Below are 26,996 nucleotides of genomic sequence, written 5' to 3' on the forward strand. Positions count from 1 at the left end.
GAGATCAATCAACAGGGTATCACCGCAACCTTTTTAACTCATACACCAGAAATCATCATAGCTCAGCAAAACGTAACCACGAATATAGCCCCTGGTACAATTTCTATTAATGGTGCGTTTATAGATGCTGCTCTTATACCAAAATCACCATTTCTCTTATATTAAACAAAGCTTCTACCGAGGACGGCTAGCGCCAAAAAACTACTAATTAAAATAAGCGAAACCATATCTATCCTTATCGTACATGACGTTAAGAATATGATTGTAAAGTCTATACTTAATAAAGAGTCAATAGGTACCTAAAAATCGTTCAGGTAAAACTTGGGCATTTACGAATAAATGCCCAAGAACACTACTGATCCCCTTTACTATGCACGAGTCGATAGAGTACAGGCAGCACTACCAGTGTTAGCAAGGTTGACGATATTATCCCGCCGATGACCACCGTGGCCAAAGGCCGTTGCACCTCTGCACCTATGCCCGTATTGAGCGCCATGGGCACAAACCCTAAGCTTGCCACTAATGCCGTCATTAGCACTGGACGTAATCGAATCAGTGCTCCTTCAACAATGCTATTCACTAATTCTCCGGTTTCTAGCAAACGTTGCTTTATAAAGGACAGCATTACCAATCCGTTTAGCACGGCAATTCCCGATAATGCGATAAACCCTACCGATGCGGATATGGATAAAGGCATATCCCTTAACCAAAGAGACATTACACCGCCTGTTAATGCCAAAGGGATACCTGTGAAGATAATTAACGCATCGCGTATAGAGCCAAACGCAATCACCAGCATAGTCAATATCACAAACAACGTAACGGGTACCACAATAGTCAATCGTTGACTCGCACTCTCGAGCTGCTCAAAGGTTCCACCATAGTCGAGCCAATAACCAGCAGGTAAATCTACTTCATCATTGATTCTCGCCTGAGCTTCTTCAACAAAAGTGCCAATATCTCTGTCACGCACATTTGCTGTGACAACAATACTACGTTTGCCATTTTCCCGGCTTATTTGGCTAGGTACTTCTTTAAATGCCAGTGTGGCTAATTCGCTTATCGGTACATGCTCACCAGAGGGCGTGACGATGGGAACGCTCTCAAGCTGAGTGAGTTCATTTCGAATGTCGTCGCCATATCGCACGACAATCTCAAAGCGTCTGTCGCCTTCAAAAATCATTCCAGCGGTTTCTCCACCTGTCGCAGCATTGAGCCATAACTGCAAGTCGGCTATATCCAAACCAAAGCGTGCCAATTGATCAGGCTTTGGTGTGACGGTGAAGATTGGAATGCCTTCTACCTGCTCAAGCCTCGCGTCATCAGCTCCTTCAATCGTTGAAATAACGGTCAAAATGTCAGAAGCAGATGCAAAGAGCGTATCTAAGTCATCCCCAAATAGCTTTATCCCCAAATCTGCCCTTACGCCACTAATCAATTCGTTAAAACGCATTTGTATAGGTTGCGTAAATTCATAATTATTGCCGGGCAAAGTAAACAAGTCCTCTTCAAACGTTTCCACTAACTCAGCTTTTGTCATTGATGGATCGGGCCATTGTTCCCTAGGCTTCAAAATAACAAACGTATCAGTAATGTTGGGCGGCATAGGATCGGTAGCGACCTCACCCGTACCCGTGCGACCGAATACCGTCTGAACTTGCTCATACTGCATAAGTTTCGCTTCAAGTGCTTTTTGCATTTCAACCGCTTGTTCTACCCCTGTCCCAGGGATGCGTATCGCCTGTACTAAGATATCACCTTCATTGAGCTGAGGAATAAACTCCGAGCCTAATTTGCTGCCCATCCATAGACTGCCGATAACCAAAGCACTCGCACCTACTACTACTAGCCATCTAAAACGCAGCGCGCCCATTAAAATAGAACGATACACTGCCTTTGCACCAATAATAATTGGGTTTTCTTTTTCGCTAATTTTACCTCTCATGAAAATCGCTATCGCCGCAGGCACTACGGTAAAACAAAATACCATTGCGGCAAGCAAAGCCATTATCACGGTCGCTGCCATGGGGTGGAACATTTTACCTTCGACGCCAGTGAGCGTGAACAAGGGGATATAAACAATGGTAATGATCAATACACCAAACAAACTGGGACGTATGACTTCATTAGTGGCTTCATATACAACATTCAGTCTTTCTTTGAGCGGTAGAGTTGCGCCGTTTTGCTTCTGGGATTCGGATAATCGCCTGATACAGTTTTCAACAATGATAACTGCGCCATCGACAATCAAGCCAAAATCCAGTGCGCCTAAACTCATTAAGTTAGCAGACACATCGGTTTTGACCATACCCGATATCGTGGCAAGCATTGCCAGGGGTATTACAGCGGCTGTAATAAGTGCAGCTCGCACATTCCTAAGCAAAACGAATAGCACAACGATGACAAGTAAAGCGCCCTCGACGAGGTTTTTCTGTACTGTGTCGATGGTTTTGTCAACGAGGCTTGTTCTATCGTAAACCGCTTCAAGGATAACGCCCTCGGGTAAGCTTGTTTTAATGGTTTCGAGCTTACTGTCCACAGCTTTGGCGATCGTACGAGAGTTTTCTCCCACTAACATCATTGTCGTGCCAATCACTGTTTCTTGGCCATTTAACGTGCCGGCTCCAGAGCGCAGCTCTTTACCGAGGTTGATTTGGGCGATGTCTTGAATTTTTACCGGTACGCCATCAATGATCTTAACAACCACTTGGCCGATATCGTCGATGCCCCTCAGTTGGGCTTCCGATCTGATCAGTACTTGTTGCCCATTTTGTTCTACAAAACCAGCGCCTTGATTCGCATTGTTGCGTTCTAGCGCACTGAGAAGGTCACCTGCACTTATCCCAAAGTTTATCATTGCGACTGGATTAGGATTCACATGATATTGCTTTTCAAATCCGCCTATCGCATAAACCTCGGTCACCCCCTCAACACGCGACAATTGGGGCTTAACTATCCAATCATGGATCTCCCTTAATGCCATAGCATCATAGGGTTGACCGTTGTCCTGTCGCGCCTGAGGCTCAGCACTTAACGAGTACATGTAAATTTCACCCAAGCCTGTGGCGATAGGGCCCATTTCAGGGGTTAACCCTGTTGGCAATTGCGCCGCGATGGCGGTGAGACGCTCGTTGACGAGATTTCGTGCGAAATATAAATCGGTGCCCTCTTTAAACACGACTGTGACTTGCGACAAGCCATAGCGTGATATCGAGCGGGTATACGATAAATTAGGCAAACCGGCCAGCGAGGTTTCAACTATAAACGTTATGCGTTGCTCAGTCTCCAAAGGCGAGTAACCTGGGGCTGCGGTATTTATCTGCACTTGCACGTTGGTGATATCAGGCACAGCATCAATCGGCAGTTGTTTGTAACTGTACATACCAAAAAAGGCGACAAACAAGGCGAACAACATCATGACACCACGGCGCTCAATGGATAGACGGAGTATTGGTGCAATCATGCTCTCACCTCACCGTTTTTATGGACTTGGCTTTGCTTTTGACAATAAATGCGCAGGTAATTAGTCATCATCGCCCGCCTCCATTTTTAATAAATCAGCTTTTAGTAGATAGCTATTTTCTACAACGACTTGCTGGCCTATTTGAACGCCCTTCACAATCTCTACTAAACGGTTGTCCGTGTTCCCAAGTTTTACTTGGCGGGGGTAAAATCGTTCCCCTTCTTTGACAAAAACAATGGTTTGCCCATCTAACTCTTGTATTGAACTTTTGGGGAGTGCCAGATTGACTTCTTGGAAACCAATCTGAATATAACCCTCTACCATAGCGCCTAAAGGCCAATAACCACTGCCATTATTAACGTTCACAAACGCGATAGAATAGGGTTTGTCATCCGGTGAGGACGTAATGTGGCTTATACTTGATTGTTGCTGCAATTCCTCAAGCCTTAAAGTGACTTCCATATCAGCGGCAATATGAGTACGTTGTTTGGGGAAAATAGCCAATTGAGCAATTGCGCGAGAGTAATTAGCAACAGAAAGCAGCACTTGACCGTTGGTGAGCTCACCATCATTGGCGTGTCTAGCTATGATTTTTCCAGACATCGGTGAGGTGATTGAGTATTGATTTAAACTCTCGTTTGACTCAATGATTGCCAGTGTGTCACCTTTTTCTACTTTATCTCCAATATTCACCATGATACGTTTTACAACACCGTCGAAGCGGGCACGAATATGACTCAGTGACGCAGGATCATGAACTATCCGCCCAAATGTTCTGGTTGTGAGCGATAATGATCCTGACGCGGCTGAAGCAGTCACGATATCGTGTTCAAGCATCCGTTCTTGAGATAACACTACGTACTCGGGTCTTTCTTCGGCTTCCTCATCGTCATCATCAGCCAGGGCGACAGTAGCAAACAGTAAAGTAAGTAGCATGGCTAACACGCCAAGCAAATCACGTGCGCTAGTGAGTAATGTAAATTGTGATGTATTCATTATTTTTTCTCTAGTAATTCTGATGATTGAGCAGACGTCGAGGGAGAGTCAGAAAACACGGGAATTCCCGTAAGTGCCTCTAGATCTGCGCTTCGAAGGTGGACTAAGCCTGCGGCTTTTATCAGTGTTCGTTGCATATCTATGAGTTGCTGTTGCGTTGTCACCCACTCTATATAGTTGTAGCGACCACTTTCATAGCCATCCCGCGCCAATTTCAATGCAGATTCCAATGTGGGAACGACATTGTCTTGAAGGGTCGTAACAGTGAGCAAGGCTTGGTCTTTTGCGCTAATGACTTGATTTAATTGGCGAGTGAGTTCACGAATTTTCGCTTGTTTTTGATAGTCGATACTGTCAAGCAATGCGCGCTGTTGTTCGTATTCTCCTAGATTCCGCTGCTTGGTATTTAACGGCACCGAAATACTGGCGACTAACGCTGTGTCATTAATTCCCTGCATTCTTCGGATACCGGCTTCCCACGCAATGTCGAACTGCTGACTGGCCTGAACCACTCTCAATCTGGCCTCTTGTACCCGATAGTTATCAGCATAAAGCAGAACGTGTGGATTGCTTTGAAGCTGTGAAAGCATATGTTCAAGTGATAGTGAATTTGGAAACGATAACAGTGTCCCTTCAACTTCCGCAAACGCAGCGTTAGTGTCACCCCACATGATGGCCAGGTCGCGTTTATACTCATTGAGTTTTTGTTCACTTATCAATAACGACAAACGCGCCTGCGACAACGCTGACTCTGCACGTTTTTTCTCAAGTGGTGAAGAAGCCCCCGCTTCAACCCGTGTAGAGACTGTCTGAAGCATTGTGCGAGCCAGCATTTCAGCTCGTTGCTCAGTCTTGTGCAACGCTTGTTGGACAATGACATTGATATATCGTCGAGTTGTTTCACCCAAGATGTCCAGCGTACGAATGCGCCGTTGTGTAAGCAGTTGTGCTTTTTTTGAACTCACCACATTCATTCGGCCGCTGACTTTATCTCCAAGCTCGATGACCGACGATAAGGTCAGTGTCAATTCGGCATCTTTGATACCAGACACTTCGCCTGTTCCCAACACATTTTCAACTTCAACCCCAACAGACATTTCAGGTCGTAAGCTGGCCATTTTTGATTCACCATCCAAAGCCGAAGATTTAAATTCGAACACAACTAAATCTGGGTTGTTTGATAATGTGCGTTTGAGCGCATTTTCAAGCGTGATTGAAGACTTTTGCGCATTGGCAGATTGAACAGATATGCTCATGGTTACCAGTGCAGCAGATATCAATTTCAGATACGCTGAGCTAGCTTTTTTTATGCCCAATGGGCGTGAAGAACTCATAAAAGAACCTTTTGTTCATAAGATAACGACATACATGGAAAGCACCCATGCAAACATATAGGAGGGAATGGATTAATGTTGAGGTGGGCGCAAAAGGCCTTCGACTAGGCCGTCAGTGACGTTGCGGGAATAACTGTATTGATTGGTATATAACGGTTTAGATACGTCATTTATTGGGTGTTGTGCCAGAAACTTAATCTGTCCACATTGACACAGCACACAATGGAAACACTTAGACTCTTCACTCGACGTATTATCACCAGCATTTACATTTTTTTCGGGAACATCATAAGTGCCTATCGACTTTGATTGTTCAGGGACTGACGATACCTCCGCAGGGTAGTCATCGCATTGAGCGGCGAACGAAAAGCCCGATTGACACATGAGCAAAGTAATAAGTAGCCATGCCAACCTACGCAGTTTTGATGTGCAATTAAAAATTGGCATTTTCTTATCAACTTTGCGCATTAAGCGCTCGCTGTCTTTCATTTCCAGCATCTTCGAGGATCATTTTTGCCCCGCGCAACACAACGCACGAAACTATCACACCGATAACCAGATCAGGCCATCGAGAATCGAGCCAAAACACCAAAACGCCAGCAGAGATAACACCTAAGTTGGCAATCACATCGTTGGCTGAAAATATCCAGCTTGCCCGCATATGCACTTCTTCATTTCTTTGTTTGCGTATGATCACAAGACAAATGACATTAGCAACCAGTGCAACTGCCCCCATAGCCATCATTTGTCCCGATACAGGTTCGCTACCGTAAATTGACCGTCTTACAATATCAATGATAATCAACACACCCAGTGCCATCTGAAAAAAGCCGCTAATTCTAGCCGCATTGGCTTTGTGCAATAGCGATTTACCAATAGCATAAAGGGCAACACCATAGACAACTGCGTCGGCGAGCATATCAAGTGAATCGGCTATTAATGCGGTTGAATCAGCAAGCAACCCGATCCCCATTTCTATAACAAACATTGTCGCGTTTATTCCCAAAAGCCAATACAAAACCTGTCGTTGAGACTGGTCTTTTATTTCAACTTCGCACCCACATCCGCTCATTAGAAACACACTCTTTACTGATGAATAGTATGAGTATAAAGTCTATACTTGGTATAGAGTCAACGGTTAGGAGAAAAAAATGAAAATTGGTGATGTCGCAAAAACGACAGGTTGTAGTATTCAGACCATTCGTTTTTATGAAAAGAAGGGGCTCTTGCCTGAGCTTAAGCGCTCAAGTGGAAATTATCGTGTCTACGACAAGGGGACTATTGAACAACTCCTGTTTATCAAACAGTGTCGTTCATTAGATATGTCTATCATGGAAGTAAAAACGCTAATGGACAGTCGTTCGAGGCCAGATCAGAGCTGTTCAAATATCAATACGTTAATAGCTAAGCATTTATCAGACGTCATTATTCGCATTGAAGAGCTAAACGCATTAAAGTCATCACTCGAAAATATGGCGTCATCGTGTGACCAAGACAAAACCATTAGGGACTGTGGTATTTTAAATTATTTACACACTTAAAATTGTAAGAAGAACACAATTTCACTGTGCGCGCTCACCTTAACTTGTATCTATCGGCTAACATTCGTCATTTGTGTAGATTTATAAGGCAAAAATCAATAGCCTGAACTTTTGATACTGAGTCAGCCATGCATATTCATTTGTGGCCCTACAAAGCGATTTACATCGGAATCAGTCCTGATAATGATGTTCATGCACATCATGCTGTCCAAATTTGCATTGGTTTAGACAAAGACATCTCGGTTCAAGATTACAAGGCACAAAGTATTCACACCGGACAATGTATTGTGATTTTCGAAGATGTCCCTCACAAGGTTTTGGCACAGGACAATCAGATTGTAGTCATCTATTTAGAGCCTGAAGATAGGCAAAACCAACAATTTCTCAAAGCCTTACGTCAAGCCAGGAGTGATGGAATTAATACTCTGCCGCTTACTAGCAAAGAATTGGGATCCATTTCTCAGCATCTATTTGAGGTCCGGCCGGTAAAAGCGTTGGATTTAGCCACTTTGAGCATAAGCGGCTGATATTATTCAACATTATGGCGCCTTGCCTAACCGGCCGTTGGCTGTATAACGATGATGGTAACCCCTACCAATGCGACCAAAGCCCCCGCGATGTCCCAACGGGTGAGCGCCACTCCGTCAACAATACGCAACCAGAGGAGAGCAACGCCCAGATATATGCCCGCATAGGCAGCATAAGTGCGACCTGCCGCCGTTGGGTGAAGCGTCAACAGCCACGCAAATAACGCCAGCGAAAGCGCAGCAGGAATTAACAACCATACCGACTTGTTCTGTTTCAGTACCAGCCACGGCAGATAACAACCTACAATTTCGGCAACCGCAGTAATTACAAATATTGTGAAAATTGACAGCAGATTCATTGGCAAAAGATCCTTGATGTGAAGAAGCACAGAAGCTTCAAGTGGAAGAACCGACAAATTTGATGAGCTACGACGATTCCACCATTAAGCTGCCGGGCGCTCAAAATACATCCATCCGGCTACAGCGAACTTTGGAGCTGTTTAAATTGACCTTGGATCACGGCTTTTTCCTGAAGAATGACTTTATTCTCGTCGATCAGAAGCGCCGCTTTATCCTGGGTGGTTTTCAATTCGGTTTTTGTGGTCTCCAGTGTTTGGGATAAGACGGCCACTTGCTTATCAACATCAGCTTTCTGAGTGGTGAGCACGGCCATGTTTTGCGCCAAATGATCATTTTGATGCTGGTATTCCCGGCACTTTGCCACGGCTTCTTCAAGCTCGTGTTTCAGGTTCTGGACATCTTCTATCTTTCCCTTCACGTCGCTATTTAGCGCCCCATTGGCCCGTTTTAATTCATCGGCATGTCGTTGTAACTGCACATTGGCGTCAAACAGCTCTGACGCTCTCGACTCAGCCTGGGCGAGCCGGTGTTGCAGATCCTGGATCTGATCGTTCAGCCCCTGGTTAACTGAACGGAATTGTTCGCGCTCCTGCTGGCGGTCTTCGGCAGTACGCTGCTGGTAATGTTCGAAATGATCGCGGATATCCTTATTTTCTTGTTTGAGTTCCGCAACGCTCTCCTTCAATTCAACAATCCGTGCAGCAGCTTCGTCCCGCTGGGACTCGGCCTTGGCCAGGCTGACACGCGCGTCTTCCAGGGACCGACTTTGCTCGCTTTTTTCTTTGCTCAGCCGTTCGGTCTGGTTCTCCAGGTCCCGTTGTCGGGCAGTTAGTTGCGCCATGGTGTTGTCGGCATGGGTCAACTCTTTGCGGAGTTCTTCCTTTAAAGTCTCGAATTCCTGGCGAGCTTGTTCGATACGGTGGTCGGCCATCTGCTGTACCCGCTCATGCAGGGACTTTACCACCTCGACGAGGTCGTTCGGCAGCCCACTGACATCGGCCGCCTCCCCATTGTCTGACCGCCAACGCTTGAGCAATGGCGCGATGGTGCTTTTGCTGCCGGTGCCCAGGTGTTCGCGCACCCGATCCACCGTGGGTTCCTGGCCTTGCGTTTTAATGGCTTCAGCGGCTTTAGCGATATCGTGATAAGTGACTCCGGCACGGGCCATGGTGATTCCTCTCGGATTATTTAGTAACATATTACATAACACGTAATATAACATTATATTGGTTCGTTTCAAGATCGCTTGAATTCATGATACTAACCACTGATAATCATCCTTATCGTGGGCTAGTTGATCTTGACGTAAATTTTCGACTTGTAACGCCGGTACATAGCCGCCTTTTGAGCGACATCGAAGGAAATCCTATTCATGAACAACAAACCGCCAATACAGGCTAGCAACTTGTCGTTACGTAATAAGGATGCGACCCTGGTTGAACGCCAGGGGCCCGAACCACTACGGCAATACCTCCAGGCAGCGACATCCGACAACACACGTAAAGCCTACCGTTCGGCCATTCGACAATTTGAAAAATGGGGTGGTCGCCTGCCCTCGGATCGGGATACTGTCGTGCGTTACCTGCTGGCCAGAGCCGAATCGCTTAATCCCCGAACCCTGGATCTGCACCTGACCGCTATTAGCCAATGGCACCATTATCAAGGGCTCATCGATCCAGTAAGTGATCCGTTGGTCCGCAAAACCATGGAAGGCGTTCGTCGTACCCATGGCCAACCCAAGCGCAAAGCCAAGGCATTGCGCTTGGAGCACGTCGCCCAAATGGTGAATCATTTGCGGCAACTACCAACCACCAAAAAGAAACTGAGGGATATCGCGCTGGTGTTGACCGGCTTTTTCGGTGCCTTTCGCCGTAGCGAATTGGTGGCCATTCGCTACGGTGATCTGGTGTGGGAACCTGAAGGACTTCTCATCCGGCTGTCTAGTTCCAAGACCGATCAACAAGCCTCCGGCTTAGTGCGAGCATTACCTTTCGGTGCACCAGACTGCTGTCCTGCTACGGCCATGAAAAACTGGATAGAACTGGGTGGCATTAATGAAGGTCCGGTTTTTCGCCCCATTAACCGGTGGGATAAGATTCAGCCTAAAGCGTTGAATCCCAGTGCCATTAATGAATTACTCAAGACTTTGGGTAACGCCTGCCAGTTCGATTTTGTACCGGAATTGAGCAGCCATAGCTTCCGGCGCGGCCTCTCTACATCGGCAGCCCGAGAACGAGTTGATTTTGAGTTGATTAAAAAGCAAGGCGGATGGAAGAGCGATGCCACCGTCTGGGAGTACATTGAAGAAGGACAGCAGCTCTCCAATAACGCTACCCATATATTGATGGAGAAAATGGCGGTTCTTATAGATACCGTTCGGGTAAAAGAGATATGAACATGACAAGAACTATCAGTAAAGTTGCCAAAGAACTGGCTATCAATATAGAAACCGTTCGCTTCTATGAGCGTCGTGGATTAATAGAGCAACCGCCAAAACCCGAGTTGGGCTACCGCCATTATCCCGATGAAACGGTTAATCGCATCCGGTTCATTAAGCGGGCGCAAGAATTGGGGTTTACCCTGGAAGAGATCGCCAACCTGCTAAGCTTGAATGACCGCCCATGTGCTCAGGTGCAGGAGCTGGCCGAGTATAAACTCAGCGCCGTCATGGAAAAAATTGCCGATCTGAAGCGGCTCGAAAGCGCACTCAAGGCATTATTGACGCAATGTCAGAGTAATAACGATGACTCACATTGTCCCATTATCGACTCCCTGCAACCTTAATTAGTTTTACACGGGCATCACAAAAACGTTTGACTCCGTACATCGGTACGGAGATTACACTTGCTCCATACACTGAAATCAGAGGAGTAAGTCGTGTCACAGAAAGAATCCAATCTACCTATTATTGGCGGCGTTATCGCGGCTGTTGGCGCTGGCCTGTGCTGCGCTGGTCCTTTCGTGTTGTTGCTGCTAGGCGTGAGTGGCTCCTGGATTGGTAATTTAACCTTGTTAGAACCTTATCGTCCCATTTTTATCCTGCTGGTTTTAGCCTTATTTGGCTTCGCAGGCTGGAAGGTCTATCGCCCCGTTGAGGACTGTGAGCCAGGCACCGCCTGTGCAGTTCCTCAAGTGCGAAAACGCCGGCAGGTGATCTTTTGGTTAACGGCACTGACTGCGTTGGTGCTAGTCACCAGCAATTATTGGATTGTCTGGTTTGCCTGAATACTTTCTTACCGCTCACTTTTATTAATGACTTAATACGTTACTGGAGAAAATGATGAAGAAAATTGCCTTGTTGTCTTTGCTAGCCTTGACCAGCCTGACCGCTTTTGCTGCGCCGAAAACAGTTACTTTGGAAGTTCCAACCATGAACTGTGTGACCTGCCCCTTTACGGTCAAAAATGCCTTAAAAAATGTTGAGGGTGTGAGTAAAGCTGAAGTCACCTTTGAAACCAAATTGGCAGTTGTCACATTCGACGACGAAAAAACCACAGTAAAAGCACTGACCGAAGCCACCACTAATGCGGGTTATCCATCAACGCTCAAGGAGTAAAGCATGGAAATGCTAATACAGTTACTGACCCGTTTCGGCGATAAGATTAGCTCATTGGGCGCGCTGGTTTCTGCTATGGGATGCGCCATGTGTTTCCCGGCCATCGCCAGCCTGGGCGCTGCGGTCGGGTTGGGTTTTCTCAGCCAATGGGAAGGTTTGTTTGTTAATACCCTGTTACCGTTGTTTGCCTGGATTGCCCTGGTACTCAACGGACTTGGCTGGTTCAGCCACCGGCAATGGCACCGTAGTGCGCTGGGTGTGGTCGGCCCCATTTTATTGCTGTTATCGCTCTATCCGTTTTTCCAATACGGCTGGAGCAGCTATGTCACCTATTCAGCGTTAGGCCTGATGGTTGCCGTATCGCTTTGGGATATTTTTTCACCCGCGAATAAACGCTGTGATGATGACAGCTGTGCTGTTTAACACGACGCAATGCCTGACTACTATTTGAGGAAAACGAATGATCTTACTATCGATAGAAGGGATGACCTGTCCAAGTTGCGTCGCTCACGTTAAAGAAGCGCTCGATGCGATCGAAGGCGTGAATAAGGTTGAAATATCTTATGAAAACGCCAGCGCAACGATCACCACAAACGGTGGGGTCAGCGTAACCGATCTCATTGGAGCGATTGAAGCCCTGGGTTATACCGCAAAAGAAAACCCCTTAGCGGAAAACACAGCACCGAACGCCTACTGTGACAACGAAAATACCAGCAACACAGAAAGCAACCGAACTCAACATGTGGCGATTATCGGTACGGGTTCCGGCGCTTTTGCCTGTGCTATCAAAGCCGCTGAAGGTGGTGCCAAGGTCACTCTTATTGAGGGAGCCGATGTGATTGGCGGCTGTTGCGTGAATGTCGGCTGCGTACCCTCAAAAATTTTGATCCGCGCCGCTCAATTGGCACAGCAGCAACGCAATAATCCCTTTGCCGGACTGGAAAATCATGCGCCCCAACTGAGTCGAGCCTTGTTGGCTCAGCAGCAGACCGCTCGAGTCGAAGAGCTGCGCGCTGCAAAGTATCAGAATATTCTAGAGACAAATCCTGCGCTTAGTTTACTTAAAGGTTGGGCGCAATTTAAAAATGCAAACACCCTGATAGTCAGAAAAAATGATGGCACTGAGCAGGAAATCTTTGCTGATAAAATCCTGATCGCCACTGGCTCCACGCCAACCATTCCTCCCATCGAGGGGCTGGCCGAAACGCCTTACTGGACCTCTACCGAAGCGCTGTTTGCCGAGGAATTGCCGCAGCACCTGGTGGTGATTGGTTCATCGGTCGTGGCGCTAGAAATTGCCCAGGCTTACCGACGATTGGGCAGTGAAGTCACCGTGTTGGCAAGACACTCACTACTTTACAGTGAAGACCCCATAATCGGTGAAAAACTGGCAGGCTGTTTTGAAAAAGAAGGCATTCGAGTTTTAAACAACACGCAAGCCACCCAAGTGACCCACGATGGAAATCAATTCACCCTGAACACTAATGCAGGCGAGCTCAGTTGTGATCGTTTGCTGGTAAGCACCGGGCGACACGCCAATACCAGCCAACTCAATCTGGACGCGGTGGGTGTCACCACCAACAAAAAGGGCGAAATCGTTGTTAACGAACGCATGGAAACCAATGTTGCTGGTATTTACGCTGCCGGTGACTGCTCTAACATGCCGCAATTTGTCTATGTCGCCGCGGCCGCCGGTAGCCGTGCTGGTATCAATATGACGGGCGGCGACGCCAAACTGGATCTGTCCACCATGCCCGCCGTGATCTTTACCGATCCACAGGTGGCTACCGTCGGACTGACCGAGGAGCAAGCCAGGGCTCAGGATATTGAGACCGACAGCCGCGTACTGGGTATGGAAAATGTCCCACGTGCGTTAGCCAACTTTGAAACCGACGGTTTTATCAAACTGGTCACAGAGAAGGAAACGGGGTTGTTGCTAGGCGCGCAGATCCTGGCTCACGAAGGCGGCGAACTGATCCAGAGTGCGGCTTTAGCCATCCGCAACCGTATGACGGTGACGGAATTAGCCGACCAGCTTTTCCCTTACCTCACCATGGTGGAAGGTTTGAAGCTCTGCGCGCAAACCTTTAACAAGGATGTCAAAGAACTGTCCTGTTGTGCAGGATAAGAGAGGGCAGTATGGGAACGGCACCCGCCACGCATTCACTGACAGCCCCAACGGTCAATGCGTTGGCGGATGGATTGAACAAGGGTGAATTCGTTCCTTTTTACCAGCCTCTATGGGATGTTCAACACCAATGCTGGGAAGGCGCTGAAACGCTCATTCGCTGGCAACATCCAACTGAAGGATTGATCCAGTCAGACACCTTTATTCCCGTTGCCGAACAAAGCGGATTAATTCTGGAACTGGGCGCGTTTGTCTTACGGGCGGCCTGTCAACAGATGATGCATTGGCGTCAACGCGGTTTACCCGAGGGTATCATCGCGGTCAACGTCTCTGCCTTACAAATCCACCAACCTGACTTTGTCGAAGACCTTGCCAGGATATTGCGTGATACGGGACTGCCTGCTCCGGCATTGGAACTGGAATTAACCGAAACACTGGCCCTGGAGGATACGCCAATCCTGATCGAAAACCTGCATCGCTGCCAGGCGCTGGGCATTCGCCTGTCCATCGACGATTTTGGTACCGGGAGTTCGTCGCTGGCACGCTTGCAATGCTGCCCAGTGACCCGCCTAAAAATCGACAAAACCTTTGTCACGCATATGACAACCGAGCCAAAGGATCGCGCCATTACCGAAAGCGTCATCACCCTTGGCCATAACCTGAATTTATCCATCGTCGCGGAAGGGGTTGAGACGGCCACTCAACAACAACTTTTAGAGAAGCTTGGCTGTGATGTATTACAGGGCTATCGGCTGGCGCGGCCAGCCGATGCCGAAACGACTGAAGCGTTGTGGCCAGGCCGCAGTGTTTGAAACGAACGGAGACAAACCCATGTCAAAAGCCGCCGTGTCAAAAGATGTGTCACGATACTTTGAGGTGATCCCCGACTTTGCGGCATTCATGGATGCCGATGGGCAGGCACTCGAATTTCCCCTGACGATCTCGCAACTGGCGAAAGCCGCGCAAACCACAGTGCATACCGTCAGGAATTACGTCTTGGAAAATTTGGTACTTTGCCCAGAGCATTCCGCGGGTGGTTTCGGTTTATACAATCAATGCGCTTTAAACCGGCTGCGCTTCATTCGCGCAGCGCGTGCGGCGGGCCTGCTGATCCTGGATATAAAACCCTTGCTCTACGCCATCAACGAAGGCGACCAGCAAGCCTGTGAAGCCGCCATTCGCGAACTGCAAACCAAAATTGATGAACGCCAGGCTTACTTGCAGGCATTGGATTCACAGCTGTCGGAGCTGCGCCAACTGGCCTGATCGCCATAACAAAGGAGTATACGATGTCAGAAAAATGTGAAACCGGCCCCCACGACTGGGTAGCCAATAAAGGCCGATTTATTCTCACCTGGGTATTGCCAGCGATACTCATAGTGATTACCGGCATGATGCAACTTGCACCGTGGATGACCGGCAGTATCTGGGCGATCGCTTTAAGTTGGATGGGATATGCCTGTTTAAGAAATGCGCGTCAATGTGGGCGAATGCATTGTTTTTTCAGCGGGCCATTTTTTCTGGGTTCCGCCATGTTGGCATTAGGCATTGGGATGCAGTGGATACAATGGCTCACCTTTAACGGATTAGGACTCTTTTTACTGATCGGTACACCACTGGTTTGCGTGTTACCGGAGATGTTCTGGGGAACTTACAAAGTTGCGACAAACGGCAAAGAAGAATGAATGCGATAGTGAAGCGCGCTACAAACTCTATAAAACGCCTCTGGTCACTTGTAGTGTATGCATTTCAATCGCCGGTTCAGGATTCTCACTCAAAACGGCGTACCGCGATCCTCTTTAGTCTGGTGCTGGTCGTCCACTTGGTTGTCCTGCCAGCGCATGAACTGGGTTCCGATATTGGCTTGCGTTCTTTTGCACATCTTAATCTGAGAATCGCGCTATTTGCGTTTTTGTTCGCAACGCTGGAGAGCGTTCTCATCAATTTATGGGTTCAACTGATACGCAAGAAGACCCATTGCAGAACGGCACCAGCGGCGGGCGGCATAGTTATCGGGATTGTAAGCCCCCTGTTGTGTTGTACCCCGCTGCTGCCGACCATCTTAAGTTTTATCGCCATTTTGTTTCCTTCCGCTGTTTCTGGTATGGGTCTCAAAATTCAGTATGCGGTCAATGTGTATCAAACCGAACTGTTGCTGTTGGCGTTGGTATTACTGTTGTTTGCGATTGTTCAAAATGCTTGGCATCTCAATTCAGGCGACGTAATGGCAGGCCATCACAAGGAATAAAGCAATGAAAGCCACTTGCGACTAATCTAGGCATATCCAAATGACGACTAGAAACCTGATAACTATAACGCGATGCTTTTACACAATAATGCATCTATCAGAGAAAATTTAAGTCGATGGCCGCTATCTATCAGACAGCTTATCCACGAATTAAATCTGATATCACCGAAGATGAGTTAGGGGATGTCTATACACCTACGCCGGAAGATCAGAAGTTTGCACTGCGTCACTGTAAACGAACCAGCGCATCCTTTTTGGGGCTCCTGATTCAGCTAAAAATCACGCAGCGATTGGGCCGGTTCGTAAACCTGGGTGAAATACCAAAGGTGATCATCACGCACATTAAAAATCAGTGCCGTTCGCGGGTGACACTGAAGGATCTCCAAACCTATTACACATCGGGCGCGAAGGATCGTCACGTAAAGCTGATTCGGCGCCATCTTAATATAAAAGCCTACGATGCGACCAAGACCTCTGAATTGGCACAGATTTGGGCACTTGAGGCAGCGACTACCAAAGAAGCATTACCGGATATCATCAATGTCACGTTGGAATATTTGGTCAAAGAGCGATACGAGTTACCGGCGTTCAGTGTACTTGAGCGGATATGTCAGGCGGCCAGGGCCGAAGTCAACACTCGGTATTACGATCAATTGTGTGGCTTTTTAGAGTCTGAAAGTCGCCAATGCATCAACGATATTCTTCGATCTAGCACAGGACTGAATGGTTTTGGTTGGAGCACGCTGAAAAATGAACCCAAACGCCCGACCCCTCGCAATATCCATGCGTACATCCAATACCTGGAATGGCTTACATCCCTGCAAACACTTTTGCCCACGGATTTGGGGTTGCCGCCAGTTAAACACCAGCAGTTTATCAACGAGGCCAAGGCCCTGGATTACGCCGAATTGATGAAACTAAAGCTGAACAAGCGACTCGCACTCGTCATCGTTTTAATCCGGCACCAATACGCACAAACACTGGATAACGCCGCCGATATTTTTATCAAGATGTTGTTAAAAATGGATCGCTCGGCGCAGAAGCTGTTGGAGAAGTACCTTGCAGACCATCAAAAGCAAACCGATCATTTGATTTCTGTGTTGTCTGGGACGGTCAAGGTGTATCTTGATAAACCCGATTCGGTGGCAGCTTTTGATCCGATACTGGGAAAGAACAGTGATCAGCTAATGCAAATGTGCGAACAATATATGGCATTCGCAGGCAACAACTATTTGCCGTTTATGGTTCGACTCTATAAAAAGCAACGATCCACCTTGTTTCGTACGATTGAAATACTCAACCTGGCATCGGCCACGGAAGACAAGGACTTGCTCAATGCGTTCCAGTTTATTTTGACGCACAAAAAGCGTCGCACGGAGTTCCTGTCAATTCAAAGCGATCCGAACGATCCCTCTTCCAGAAATGTCATTAATATTCGCTGGATTCGCGAAAGCTGGTGGAAATTAGTCACGGGAAAATCAACCAAATCAGCACAGGTGTCGGAGGTTAATAAAACCTGTTTTGAGCTGTGTGTGTTTGAACGGATCGCTGAAGAACTAAGTACCGGTGACTTGTTCATTCCCTACAGTGAAACCTTCGATGATTACCGGGAGCAGATGATCACCTGGGAAGAATACGAAGCGCAGTTGCCTACCTATTGCGAGGAGGTAGGGCTCGTCGCCGGTGATACTGAATTTACAACAACGCTGAAGAAGTCCATGGAAACGAGCTGCCGGAAAGCTGACAGCCAATTCCCGGAGGACGAACTGGTTCGTATTGAAAACGGGAATCTGATTATCGGTAAACCAAAGCCTGATCAACCCTTACCTGAAGTCGAAGAAATTGGAGCGCTTTTGCGCGATCGGTTGGACAAAATCAACCTGCTTGATGTGATTATCAATGTCGAAAAGTGGCTGAACCTGAATAAACATTTTGGCCCGTTGTCGGGCTTCGAATCACGTATCAGCGACCCGGAGTTACGTTTTGTCCTGACCGTGTTTTGTTACGGTACCAACATTGGTCCCACCGAAACCGTGCGATCTGTGCAGGGCGTTTCTCGCAAGCAAGTCGCCTGGCTTAACTTAAAACGCACGACGGAAGCGCGTCTCGATAAAGCTATTGCGAAGATCAATAGCGAGTATAAGAAATACCGGCTCATTGAGTGTTGGGGATCAGGCAGCAGTGTGTCCGCTGATGGAAAGCTTTGGGATCTCTACGAAGATAATTTGCTATCTGAATACCATATTCGGTATGGCAGCTATGGCGGCATTGCCTATTACCACGTCTCGGACACCTATATTGCATTGTTCAGCCGGTTTATTCCCTGCGGTGTCTACGAGGCGATTTATATCTTGGACGGCCTACTCAACGATGAATCTGATTTTAATCCGGACACCGTTCACGGCGATACACAGGCGCAATCCACACCCGTCTTTGGCCTGGCGTACTTGCTGGGCATAAAGCTCATGCCCCGTATCCGAAATATCAAAGATCTCAGCTTTTATAAGCCTGATCGCTCCATGGTACTCAAGCATATTCAGTCTTTGTTCAAGGAGCCGATCAAGTGGGATCTCATTGAAAAGCACTATGCGGATATGATGCGAACGGCCATGTCAGTTAAAGCAGGGAAAATCACCGCTTCGACAATCCTGCGCCGGTTCGGCACCAAGAACCGGAAAAACAAGCTGTACTTTGCGTTCCGTGAACTCGGGCGCGTGGTCAGAACCATGTTTTTGCTGGAATACATTACCGACGTTGATCTGCGCAAAACAATCCAGGCAGCGACCTGTAAGAGCGAAGAGTTCAATGAGTTTGCCCGGTGGTTGTTTTTTGCTAATGGCGGGAAAATTCCTGCAAACTTGAGACACGAACAAAGCAAAATCGTTAAATACAATCATTTGCTGGCCAACTTCGCGATCTTATACAACGTAAACGCGATGACCGAAGTGTTCAATCAATTGAAGTCGGAAGGGTACAATATTACCCGCGACATTATGGCCGAATTCTCACCGTATCATACCGAGCATTTGGGGCGGCTAGGAAGTTTTGAGCTGGATCTAACCAAGCAGGTTAAGCCCATGACTTTTGAACTGCTGGTTGATTAATTCATAATATTCAATCGGTTACGTTAGAATTGGCTAAATTCAACGCTTTTACCGGCCGGACCTCTACAAGAGCGATCTCTATCAATCTATGACGACCTTTAATGGTACTTAAGCCTGTAGTTTCGGTATCAACAACAACGTGCCTTGCCATAAATCCCCCAACCTTAAGAACCGACTATTTCTATATTATAGTATATAAATCAATCAAAGTCGATTGTGACGTAAGGTATTGTTATTAGTAAACAAAGTATCGTAAACTTATGCTATTACTGGATTCCAGCAGTTGATTTTATTGGTCTGGAATAGAAAAAGGGATGCTTTCGCATCCCTTGATTTTATACTGGCCTACTTTTAATAGGAGTTTTTTAAGCCATGCTAATATTCATTAACATTGTGTTGTAAAGCATTAAAATCTCAAACTAGTTAATACGTGTCGTACACTTTTAACACTTCATTTCAAGGAGTCTAAGGATTATCTGTCACGGCATATGTTTTCTCTTTATTTCAACATCTGTCAAAGCTGTAGGTGAATTCTGTTTAAATAAATTTACATTGTCTGAAATACTTTCGACGCTGAGCAACTTATTAGTAAAAATCCGGTAGCCGATTCAACTCCTGCAAGCATGCGTAGATGCCCGGTCGGTTCAATACTTCCAAGGCCGAGCGTAGTTATGGTCGTTAGCGAAAAATAGAAAATATCGCCTGAGCTTGTCGGCTGCTTAAAGTCGCCCAAGTCCAAAAACAGACCGGCTTTATACGCAACCGCGAAAACAACGGCGAGTAAAAGCTGACTGGAAATGGCAATGAAGACCAAAACAGGCGTTTTTGACCAGACTCTATCGTGATACGCAATTACCCTGTCAGCTAACACAGAAATATTAAAGAGATGTATAGAAACACTCACTAAAAGTGTCACCGCACTGATAATTATTGCTGTAAACATTTCGCCCTCCATTGGTACAAATTTTGAACTATCGTATATGAGCTTCTCTTACCCGTCATGACGAGAGGATATTACACAAATCAAATTTCTATTGAGTAAGGATTACATATGAAATACACCAAATTTGTCGCAATGATCGTCACTTCAACTATGGCGATGTTTGTCATGATGTATTTGAACACTTACGCAGTTTCGCATGTATGGTTCAGTGAAACACGAACCTATATGGCAATTTATATGGGTGCAGGCATGGCGATAATCATGTTGGCATTTATGCTTGGCATGTATAACAACAAAAAGCTAAACGTGGCCATTTTTTCACTAGCAGCAGTGCTTTTTGCTACTTGTCTCTACCTTGTTCGCTCACAAAGCACCATATCTGATACGGCCTACATGAAAGCAATGATTCCTCACCATTCAATTGCCATTCTTACCAGTGAGCGTGCCGGCATAGAGGACGTACGTGTGCGTGAACTGGCAGATGGTATTATTAGAGCGCAACGAAAAGAGATAAAAGAGATGGAATGGCTGATTAACGACATTTCAGTAAACGGAAAGATAACTAATCAATCTGATGTTGCTCAGCGACCCATTCCTGAGTTCGAAGGCAGACTGAATCAAGGAGAATAAAATGAATAAAAAAGCTATCCTTTATCGAATGGTGACTGACGAACACATATGTCCTTACGGCTTACGATCAAAAGATCTATTGGAACGTGAGGGGTTCTCAATAGAGGATCACCATCTCACCTCTCGTGAAGAAACCGATAAATTCAAGCAAAAGCATAGCGTCAAAACGACACCTCAAACTTTTATTAATGATAAACGAATTGGAGGCTATGATGATCTCAGGGACTACTTCGGTAAAGATGAGGCAGGTCAGACAGGTACAACATACACCCCTGTTATTGCTATTTTCTCTGTGGCAGCCCTGCTATCACTGGCATATCAGTTCGCAATATCAGGCGAGTTTGTCTCAATTAGAACACTGATGTTGTTCATTGCCTTTTCTATGGCCTTTCTGGCTGTACAAAAACTAAAGGACCTATATGGCTTTACTAATTCATTTATTACCTATGACTTACTGGCAATGAAATGGCTGCGCTATGGCTATATCTATCCATTTATCGAGGCTTACGCCGGAATTGGTATGGTTGCACAATTGCCTGCACTTGTGGTTGCACCATTTTCGTTATTCATCGGTATGGTAGGTGCCATATCCGTTTTTAAAGCAGTTTACGTTGATAAGCGCGAGCTCAAATGTGCCTGTGTCGGTGGGGACAGTAATGTCCCTCTGGGATTCGTGTCTTTATCTGAAAATCTGTTTATGATCGCTGGTGCATTAATAATGTTGCTGATGTAAACCGCATTTCTTTACAGTATACCTCGAAGTTCCGGCTTCGAGGTCGCTAATAAAACTGAGACACTACAGTATCACCTGCCGCATGTATGAATTCATAACCGCTTAGCGATACAAACTGAGATCTTTTCCTCGACTCCATCGTATATTAGGTAATTGAAGATGCGTTAACCATAAGCAAACTTACTTGTACAAAAGTATGCCGCAGAATAGCAAAATCTTGTCAGGAATCTAAACGCTGAGTTATGAAACTTCCCATTGTTTTTTCGTCCCTCGGAATTTTATTGGCACTATTTATATGGAAGGCCAACACCTGCGATGAGGAATCAAAACAGCGCACTGCCAGTGCAATGTATGCTATACCAGATATAAGCATCACTGCTGACGAAATTATACATTATCTTCTATCAGAAGATATGGATACGAACGGTGCATCTCATAGCGACACACCAGATTGTTGTGAAGGCGGTTGCTCTTGCAAGATGACAAACTGTCATCACATTTTTTCTCTAACGAACTTACTGCCGTATTATTTAAATTCAAAATTCGCAGAGCGTTATAAATTTACTGTTCTGTCCGTTCCTTCAACCATTGCAGCACCGCCATACCGGCCACCAATAGCCTTTCTCTGAATATCATTAATATTGTTATTTCAGTCAGGTTGGAGTTATTCAACCTGAAAGTATCACTATTGAAGGCTAACTTTATGAATAATTCATTTAACGACGGTCGTCGCAGGTTCGTTCTTGGTGCTATGACTGCGAGCGCAGCGGCGGCTCTGACTAAGGTCAGTCCGCTTTGGGCCGCGCCCGCTGGTCGTCACTTTAAAGATCAGGTGCTGACTGATAACATTAAAAATCTGACGATTGCTGAGGCCAATTTAGCAATAGGCTCAAAAACTGGCCTGCCTATTACCATCAACGGCCAGATGCCGGGGCCCCTGATAAGGCTAAAAGAAGGTCAGCGTGCTCAACTGAATGTTACCAACCGACTTGAACAAGATACGTCTATTCACTGGCACGGCATTATTTTGCCCGCTGGGATGGATGGAGTACCAGGCGTTTCGTTTGCTGGGATAAAGCCAGGTCAGACATTCAATTATGCGTTTGATGTAGTGCAAAACGGAACATATTGGTATCACAGCCACTCCGGTCTTCAGGAGCAACGCGGGCATCTTGGCCCACTCATCGTTGAGCCTGCCGACGGAGACATCGGCGCAGATCGGGAACACACTATCATCCTAAGTGACTGGACCTTTGCTGACCCTCACGACGTGATGAGAAAGCTGAAAGTGGCTGAGGGTTATTACAATTACCAAAAGCGAACTATCTTCGACACATTGGAAGATGTTGAGAAAAAAGGTCTTAGCGAAACATGGAAGGAACGCGCCATGTGGGGCGCAATGCGCATGAGTCCTCGTGACATCGCAGATGTCACAGGCAGCACTTACACCTACCTGATGAATGGCCGCACCCCAGAGGATGACTGGCAGGCGCTGTTTAATGTGGGTGAGAAAGTGCGTTTACGCATCATCAACGGTTCTGCTATGACCTACTTTGATTTTCGTATTCCGGGATTAGAGATGACGGTTGTTGCTGCTGACGGTCAGCCCGTTAAGCCGGTCAATGTAGATGAGTTCCGAATTGCAGTAGCTGAAACTTACGATGTCATTGTCCAACCAAAAGAACGAAAGGCTTATACCTTTTTTGCTGAGAGTTTTGACAGAAGCGGCTATGCCCGCGGCACGCTCACTCCATCAATAGGCATGACTGCTGCTATTCCTCCGCAACGAACTATCACGGAGCGCGGCATGGCAGCAATGGGCATGGACATGTCAGGCATGGACGGTATGAACACGCAAAAATCAGGAGGCATGAAAAAAGGAAAGGCTTCTTCAGAAATGGAAATGAAGAAAATGGCCCAGCATGGCGAACACACGATGCATAGCAACATGATGCAGGGGGATATGAAATCTTCACGGGTGCTGCCCGTAGAAAAGATAGACATTGTTCATAGTGAAGACGGGCATGGTCAAGGCGCCGCTATGATCGCACAAAATCCACGACCGCGTTTAGACGAGCCGGGCATAGGGTTGGAAGGCAGTCCACATCGCGTATTGGTTTACGCTGACCTAATAGGCGAACATGCATGGCCTGATGAGCGAGAGCCAGAGCGTCAAATCGAGCTTCATTTAACAGGAAACATGGAAAGATACATGTGGTCGTTCGACGGCAAGAAGTTCAGCGAAGTAGATGGGTATGTCCGTTTTAATTTTGGAGAGCGGCTTCGTCTAGTTCTGGTTAACGACACCATGATGGACCATCCCATTCATTTACATGGTATGTGGATGGAACTGGAAAATGGCCAGTATCCAAGACCGAGGAAGCATACCATCAGCCTCAAACCCGGTGAGAAAGTATCGTTGCAGATTAGCGCAGATGCACCCGGAGAGTGGGCTTTTCATTGTCACCTGCTTTACCACATGGAAGCGGGCATGTTTCGTGTTGTTCAGGTTGCATAGGAGATGAAGATGAACAAGATATTGTCAACAGGGCTCATCGCCTTTGCTCTAGGCTTCAATAATATGGTAATGGCGCAGTCAAAAGATAACTGGCCGTCTCCTATTCCGAATGAGAACTTTGGTCAGGTACTGTTTGACCGACTCGAGTATACGCGAACTGATGAACAACAAAATCAGGCTGTGTGGGATATGCAGGCCTGGTATGGCGGTGATTATCATCGCTTAGTGTTTAAAAGTGAAGGTGAAAATACCCAAAACGACGGCATGCCCACGGATCTTGAACGCGCCGAGGTACTTTACGGGTACCTCGTTTCTGCTTTCTGGTCTGTGCAGGTCGGCCTTGGTACGAAAGGCGAAATGTCGTCAGATGCTGACATGGAAAACTATGCGGTGATCAGTTATCAGGGACTCGCCCCCTATTGGTTTGAAATGGAAAACTCACTTCGTATCAACGAAGACGGTGACATGCAGTTCATCAATGAAACAGAATACGACTGGCAATTAAGTCAGGTTTCCTATCTGCAACCGCGCCTGGAAGTAGTAGCTAACCTCACCGATTCGGAAAAATATAACCGCCACAGCGGGCTGAGTAACATTCGTATCGGCTTGCGGTATCGTCATGAGATTGTGAGGGAGGTAGCGCCCTATGTCGGCGTTTACTACAGCAAATCCGTTGGTAATACGGCTGACGCTCTGGAAGCAGAGGGCGAGTCAACCAGCGAAACTGGTGTCGTGTTAGGTGCCAGGATTTGGTTTTAAAAATTCTGCTAAAGATGAGAAATAACCGGCAAGACAGTGCCGGTTATTTCAAAAAGTAAAACCTTCGAATATCTATTTTTCTGACCAATGTTTTGATGTACGCAGCGAGCCACTACTGCGTCTGATTTGGTCAGACGACAAAAAGGGATAATTTATATGAATGCTCATGACCATTCAAATAATAAAGATTCGTTAAGTCTCTGGGGCGCGGTATCAATGGGAACTGGTGTGATGATTGGCGCAGGTATATTTGCCTTAACCGGTCAAATAGCTGAGCTGGCTGGCACATGGTTTCCGTTTGCGTTTCTTGTAGCAGCGATAATTGCTGGATTCAGTTCATACAGTTACGTCAAAATGGCACAGAAATACCCTTCCGCAGGGGGAATAGCCATGTTCTTAAAAAAAGCTTATGGCAGAGGCCCGATGACCGGGGCCTGCGCATTGCTGATGTTTTTTTCCATGGTTATCAATGAAAGCCTGGTAGCCCGTACATTTGGCACCTATGTCCTGCAATTGTTCGACTCTCAGGGCGCTGAATGGCTCATTCCCGCACTAGGGGTGAGTCTTCTTATTGTTGCATTTATTGTCAATATTCTAAGCAACCGGTTCATTCAGACGCTCTCATTTATCATGGCTTTTATCAAAATCGCCGGGCTGGCGATTTTGGCAATAGGCGGACTGTGGGCAACCGGCTTATCGTTTGAGAGTGTATCAGCGCAACCCCGGGAAACCAGCGCAACCGGGTTTCTGGGAGCAGTAGCACTGGGTATTTTAGGCTACAAAGGCTTTACAACAATCACAAACAGTGGCGGCGAGCTAAAACAACCGGAAAAAAATGTTGGAAAGGCCATTATCATTTCTATTTCAATTTGTGTAGTACTGTATGTTTTTGTAGCGTTCGCAGTTGGCGCAAACCTGTCAATTGACGAAATTATAAAGGCTAAAGACTATTCTCTAGCTGAAGCATCACGACCTGCTTTCGGCCAGTATGGCGCATGGTTTACTATAATCTTTGCGATTATTGCCACCTCTTCTGGCGTCATCGCCAGCATATTTGCAGTTTCCCGCATGCTATCAATGCTTACATCAATGCAACTTGTGCCCCATCGTCATTTTTCATTACCGGGAGATTTAAGAAGGCATTCGTTAATTTATACGTTGGTAATCGCAATAATTCTGACCATATTCTTTGACTTAAGCCGGATAGCATCGATAGGCGTAGTTTTTTATATCGTGATGGATATTTTCATCCATTGGGGTGTGTTTAAACGCCTAAGAGATGACGTACACGCCAAAACCTGGGTGCTGGTAAGTGCGATTATTCTAGATATCGTTGTACTTCTGGCGTTTTTGTGGGTTAAAGCAAAGTCAGATATTTTTATTGTTTGGATTTCTGTCGCCGGACTTCTTATTGTCTTCGCCGCCGAAAAATGGTTTCTAAAATTACATGCGTATGAAGAAGATGACACGAATTATAACTGATGTGAGTCACTGGTCAGTAAATAAACTACTCCCACTGGAAAATAAAACCGTCAACGGGGACTGAGTAGCAGTCGAAGCATTGTGCCCTTCTGTCATGGGGCAGTAAGGGAAATAACCGGCATTAGCGTGCCGGTTATTTCCTCTCACGGCATCCTTTATCCGTTTTTTTGTTGTTTTAGAGTATCCAGTATTTCAGCAAACTCTTGCCCCTTTTGCTTTGACTCAGAAGACTGGCTACACCCCGCTTTCTCTGTGCCGGTTTGATTGAGTAATTCCGTGGTTTTCTGCAATGCGGAGTCTGTATAATTGGTTACCATAGTGCCTCACTTTTATTTAAAACAATAAAGCAGCAAATAGTGTACCGACGTTAAGATATTAAAAGCTGGCTATTTATTTTGCCGGCCCCCTGCTACTGCCTATTGTAAATTATGGCAATAAGCCAACCCAGTACGCCTGTAAGCAATACCCACAAAACACCACCTATCACGATACGGGCATGTGCCATCCCATCCATTGCCAGTCTGTGTGCAACGCAATACCTGTCATCGTTGTGGGAGAGTAATAAAGTCTCTATCCTTGGGCTGATGGAGTAGCCCCTTAACCTTGGTGATTGTATTTTCAAATTAATATGACTTAGCATGCTACTGCTGCAAGTCAAATGAGGAGAAATTTCA

At 46.5% G+C, this 26,996-nt stretch carries 26 protein-coding genes; 19 read left to right on the top strand and 7 right to left on the bottom strand.

Annotated features, from left to right (window positions below; genetic code table 11):
• Positions 1-352 precede the first annotated feature (352 nt).
• The 4 genes from J3369_RS10690 to J3369_RS10705 all read right to left on the bottom strand — a co-directional run bounded on the left by J3369_RS10690 (position 353) and on the right by J3369_RS10705 (position 6,865).
• The gene (locus tag J3369_RS10690; protein ID WP_349586602.1) at positions 353-3,463 is read right to left on the bottom strand and encodes an efflux RND transporter permease subunit; all 3,111 of its coding nucleotides are present in this window, start codon (positions 3,461-3,463) and stop codon (positions 353-355) included.
• Between the two features lie 60 nt (positions 3,464-3,523).
• A complete protein-coding gene (locus tag J3369_RS10695) occupies positions 3,524-4,459 on the bottom strand; it encodes an efflux RND transporter periplasmic adaptor subunit (protein ID WP_029937683.1) in 936 nt (311 codons plus the stop codon).
• On the bottom strand, positions 4,459-5,793 hold the full coding sequence (locus tag J3369_RS10700; protein ID WP_029937684.1) for a TolC family protein: 1,335 nt from the start codon (positions 5,791-5,793) through the stop codon (positions 4,459-4,461). Before J3369_RS10700 ends, J3369_RS10695 begins: the two co-directional genes overlap by 1 nt.
• Positions 5,794-6,247: 454 nt before the next feature.
• Entirely contained in the window at positions 6,248-6,865 is a 618-nt protein-coding gene (locus tag J3369_RS10705; RefSeq protein WP_053911487.1) for a cation efflux transmembrane domain-containing protein, read from the bottom strand.
• 79 nt (positions 6,866-6,944) lie between these two features.
• On the opposite strand from J3369_RS10705, the gene cadR reads away from it, so the two are divergent.
• Both cadR and J3369_RS10715 read left to right on the top strand, forming a co-directional pair.
• Positions 6,945-7,334 (top strand): Cd(II)/Pb(II)-responsive transcriptional regulator, encoded by a 390-nt coding sequence (gene cadR, locus J3369_RS10710; protein WP_015065929.1) that lies wholly within the window; start codon positions 6,945-6,947, stop codon positions 7,332-7,334.
• A 128-nt stretch (positions 7,335-7,462) separates the two neighbouring features.
• Positions 7,463-7,861 carry a hypothetical protein gene (locus J3369_RS10715; protein ID WP_349586607.1) on the top strand — a complete coding sequence of 133 codons (399 nt, stop codon included), beginning with the start codon at positions 7,463-7,465 and terminating at the stop codon, positions 7,859-7,861.
• Positions 7,862-7,887: 26 nt separating this feature from the next.
• Here J3369_RS10715 and J3369_RS10720 read toward each other — a convergent pair whose 3' ends face one another.
• On the bottom strand, positions 7,888-8,220 hold the full coding sequence (locus tag J3369_RS10720; protein WP_040133149.1) for a YnfA family protein: 333 nt from the start codon (positions 8,218-8,220) through the stop codon (positions 7,888-7,890).
• A 119-nt stretch (positions 8,221-8,339) separates the two neighbouring features.
• Positions 8,340-9,389 (bottom strand): DNA-binding protein, encoded by a 1,050-nt coding sequence (locus J3369_RS10725; protein ID WP_011711649.1) that lies wholly within the window; start codon positions 9,387-9,389, stop codon positions 8,340-8,342.
• Between the two features lie 204 nt (positions 9,390-9,593).
• Here J3369_RS10725 and J3369_RS10730 point away from each other — a divergent pair, with 204 nt between their 5' ends.
• The 11 genes from J3369_RS10730 (at position 9,594) to J3369_RS10780 (ending at position 19,257) form a co-directional block, all read left to right on the top strand.
• Complete coding sequence (locus tag J3369_RS10730) at positions 9,594-10,616, top strand: tyrosine-type recombinase/integrase (protein WP_139758094.1); 1,023 nt, start codon at positions 9,594-9,596, stop codon at positions 10,614-10,616.
• A 2-nt stretch (positions 10,617-10,618) separates the two neighbouring features.
• A complete protein-coding gene (gene merR / locus J3369_RS10735) occupies positions 10,619-11,005 on the top strand; it encodes a mercury resistance transcriptional regulator MerR (protein ID WP_040133151.1) in 387 nt (128 codons plus the stop codon).
• A gap of 93 nt (positions 11,006-11,098) precedes the next feature.
• On the top strand, positions 11,099-11,446 hold the full coding sequence (locus J3369_RS10740) for a mercuric transporter MerT family protein (protein ID WP_007642845.1): 348 nt from the start codon (positions 11,099-11,101) through the stop codon (positions 11,444-11,446).
• A 55-nt stretch (positions 11,447-11,501) separates the two neighbouring features.
• Positions 11,502-11,777, top strand: coding sequence for a mercury resistance system periplasmic binding protein MerP (merP, locus tag J3369_RS10745; protein WP_011711647.1), 276 nt, complete (start codon positions 11,502-11,504; stop codon positions 11,775-11,777).
• Positions 11,778-11,780: 3 nt separating this feature from the next.
• Positions 11,781-12,200 carry an organomercurial transporter MerC gene (merC, locus tag J3369_RS10750; protein WP_007642843.1) on the top strand — a complete coding sequence of 140 codons (420 nt, stop codon included), beginning with the start codon at positions 11,781-11,783 and terminating at the stop codon, positions 12,198-12,200.
• 37 nt (positions 12,201-12,237) lie between these two features.
• Positions 12,238-13,905 carry a mercury(II) reductase gene (gene merA / locus J3369_RS10755; protein ID WP_020833624.1) on the top strand — a complete coding sequence of 556 codons (1,668 nt, stop codon included), beginning with the start codon at positions 12,238-12,240 and terminating at the stop codon, positions 13,903-13,905.
• 11 nt (positions 13,906-13,916) lie between these two features.
• Positions 13,917-14,717 (top strand): putative bifunctional diguanylate cyclase/phosphodiesterase, encoded by an 801-nt coding sequence (locus J3369_RS10760; protein ID WP_020833625.1) that lies wholly within the window; start codon positions 13,917-13,919, stop codon positions 14,715-14,717.
• 19 nt (positions 14,718-14,736) lie between these two features.
• Positions 14,737-15,171, top strand: coding sequence for a MerR family transcriptional regulator (locus tag J3369_RS10765; protein ID WP_349586615.1), 435 nt, complete (start codon positions 14,737-14,739; stop codon positions 15,169-15,171).
• A 23-nt stretch (positions 15,172-15,194) separates the two neighbouring features.
• Positions 15,195-15,590 carry a hypothetical protein gene (locus tag J3369_RS10770; protein ID WP_040133152.1) on the top strand — a complete coding sequence of 132 codons (396 nt, stop codon included), beginning with the start codon at positions 15,195-15,197 and terminating at the stop codon, positions 15,588-15,590.
• Positions 15,587-16,153, top strand: coding sequence for a hypothetical protein (locus J3369_RS10775; protein WP_040133153.1), 567 nt, complete (start codon positions 15,587-15,589; stop codon positions 16,151-16,153). The genes J3369_RS10770 and J3369_RS10775 overlap by 4 nt, the downstream gene beginning before the upstream one ends.
• A 116-nt stretch (positions 16,154-16,269) precedes the next feature.
• A complete protein-coding gene (locus J3369_RS10780; protein ID WP_349586619.1) occupies positions 16,270-19,257 on the top strand; it encodes a Tn3 family transposase in 2,988 nt (995 codons plus the stop codon).
• A gap of 547 nt (positions 19,258-19,804) precedes the next feature.
• On the opposite strand, the gene J3369_RS10785 is transcribed toward J3369_RS10780, so the two are convergent.
• On the bottom strand, positions 19,805-20,200 hold the full coding sequence (locus tag J3369_RS10785) for an ion channel (protein ID WP_349586622.1): 396 nt from the start codon (positions 20,198-20,200) through the stop codon (positions 19,805-19,807).
• A 108-nt stretch (positions 20,201-20,308) separates the two neighbouring features.
• Between J3369_RS10785 and J3369_RS10790 the strand changes: the two genes are divergently transcribed.
• From J3369_RS10790 to J3369_RS22030, 6 genes are all read left to right on the top strand, one after another.
• On the top strand, positions 20,309-20,830 hold the full coding sequence (locus tag J3369_RS10790) for a DUF305 domain-containing protein (RefSeq protein ID WP_349586625.1): 522 nt from the start codon (positions 20,309-20,311) through the stop codon (positions 20,828-20,830).
• A 1-nt stretch (position 20,831) separates the two neighbouring features.
• The gene (locus J3369_RS10795) at positions 20,832-21,563 is read left to right on the top strand and encodes a MauE/DoxX family redox-associated membrane protein (protein WP_119500373.1); all 732 of its coding nucleotides are present in this window, start codon (positions 20,832-20,834) and stop codon (positions 21,561-21,563) included.
• A 703-nt stretch (positions 21,564-22,266) separates the two neighbouring features.
• A complete protein-coding gene (locus J3369_RS10800; protein WP_349586627.1) occupies positions 22,267-24,081 on the top strand; it encodes a copper resistance system multicopper oxidase in 1,815 nt (604 codons plus the stop codon).
• A gap of 9 nt (positions 24,082-24,090) precedes the next feature.
• Positions 24,091-24,840, top strand: a complete 750-nt coding sequence (locus J3369_RS10805) for a copper resistance protein B (RefSeq protein WP_502877437.1) — start codon at positions 24,091-24,093, stop codon at positions 24,838-24,840.
• A gap of 156 nt (positions 24,841-24,996) precedes the next feature.
• Positions 24,997-26,322, top strand: coding sequence for an APC family permease (locus J3369_RS10810; protein WP_349586629.1), 1,326 nt, complete (start codon positions 24,997-24,999; stop codon positions 26,320-26,322).
• Between the two features lie 428 nt (positions 26,323-26,750).
• Positions 26,751-26,915 (top strand): hypothetical protein, encoded by a 165-nt coding sequence (locus J3369_RS22030; protein ID WP_502877438.1) that lies wholly within the window; start codon positions 26,751-26,753, stop codon positions 26,913-26,915.
• Positions 26,916-26,996: the final 81 nt, after the last annotated feature.

This window comes from Alteromonas sp. NFXS44, assembly GCF_040148705.1.
GTDB lineage: Bacteria > Pseudomonadota > Gammaproteobacteria > Enterobacterales > Alteromonadaceae > Alteromonas.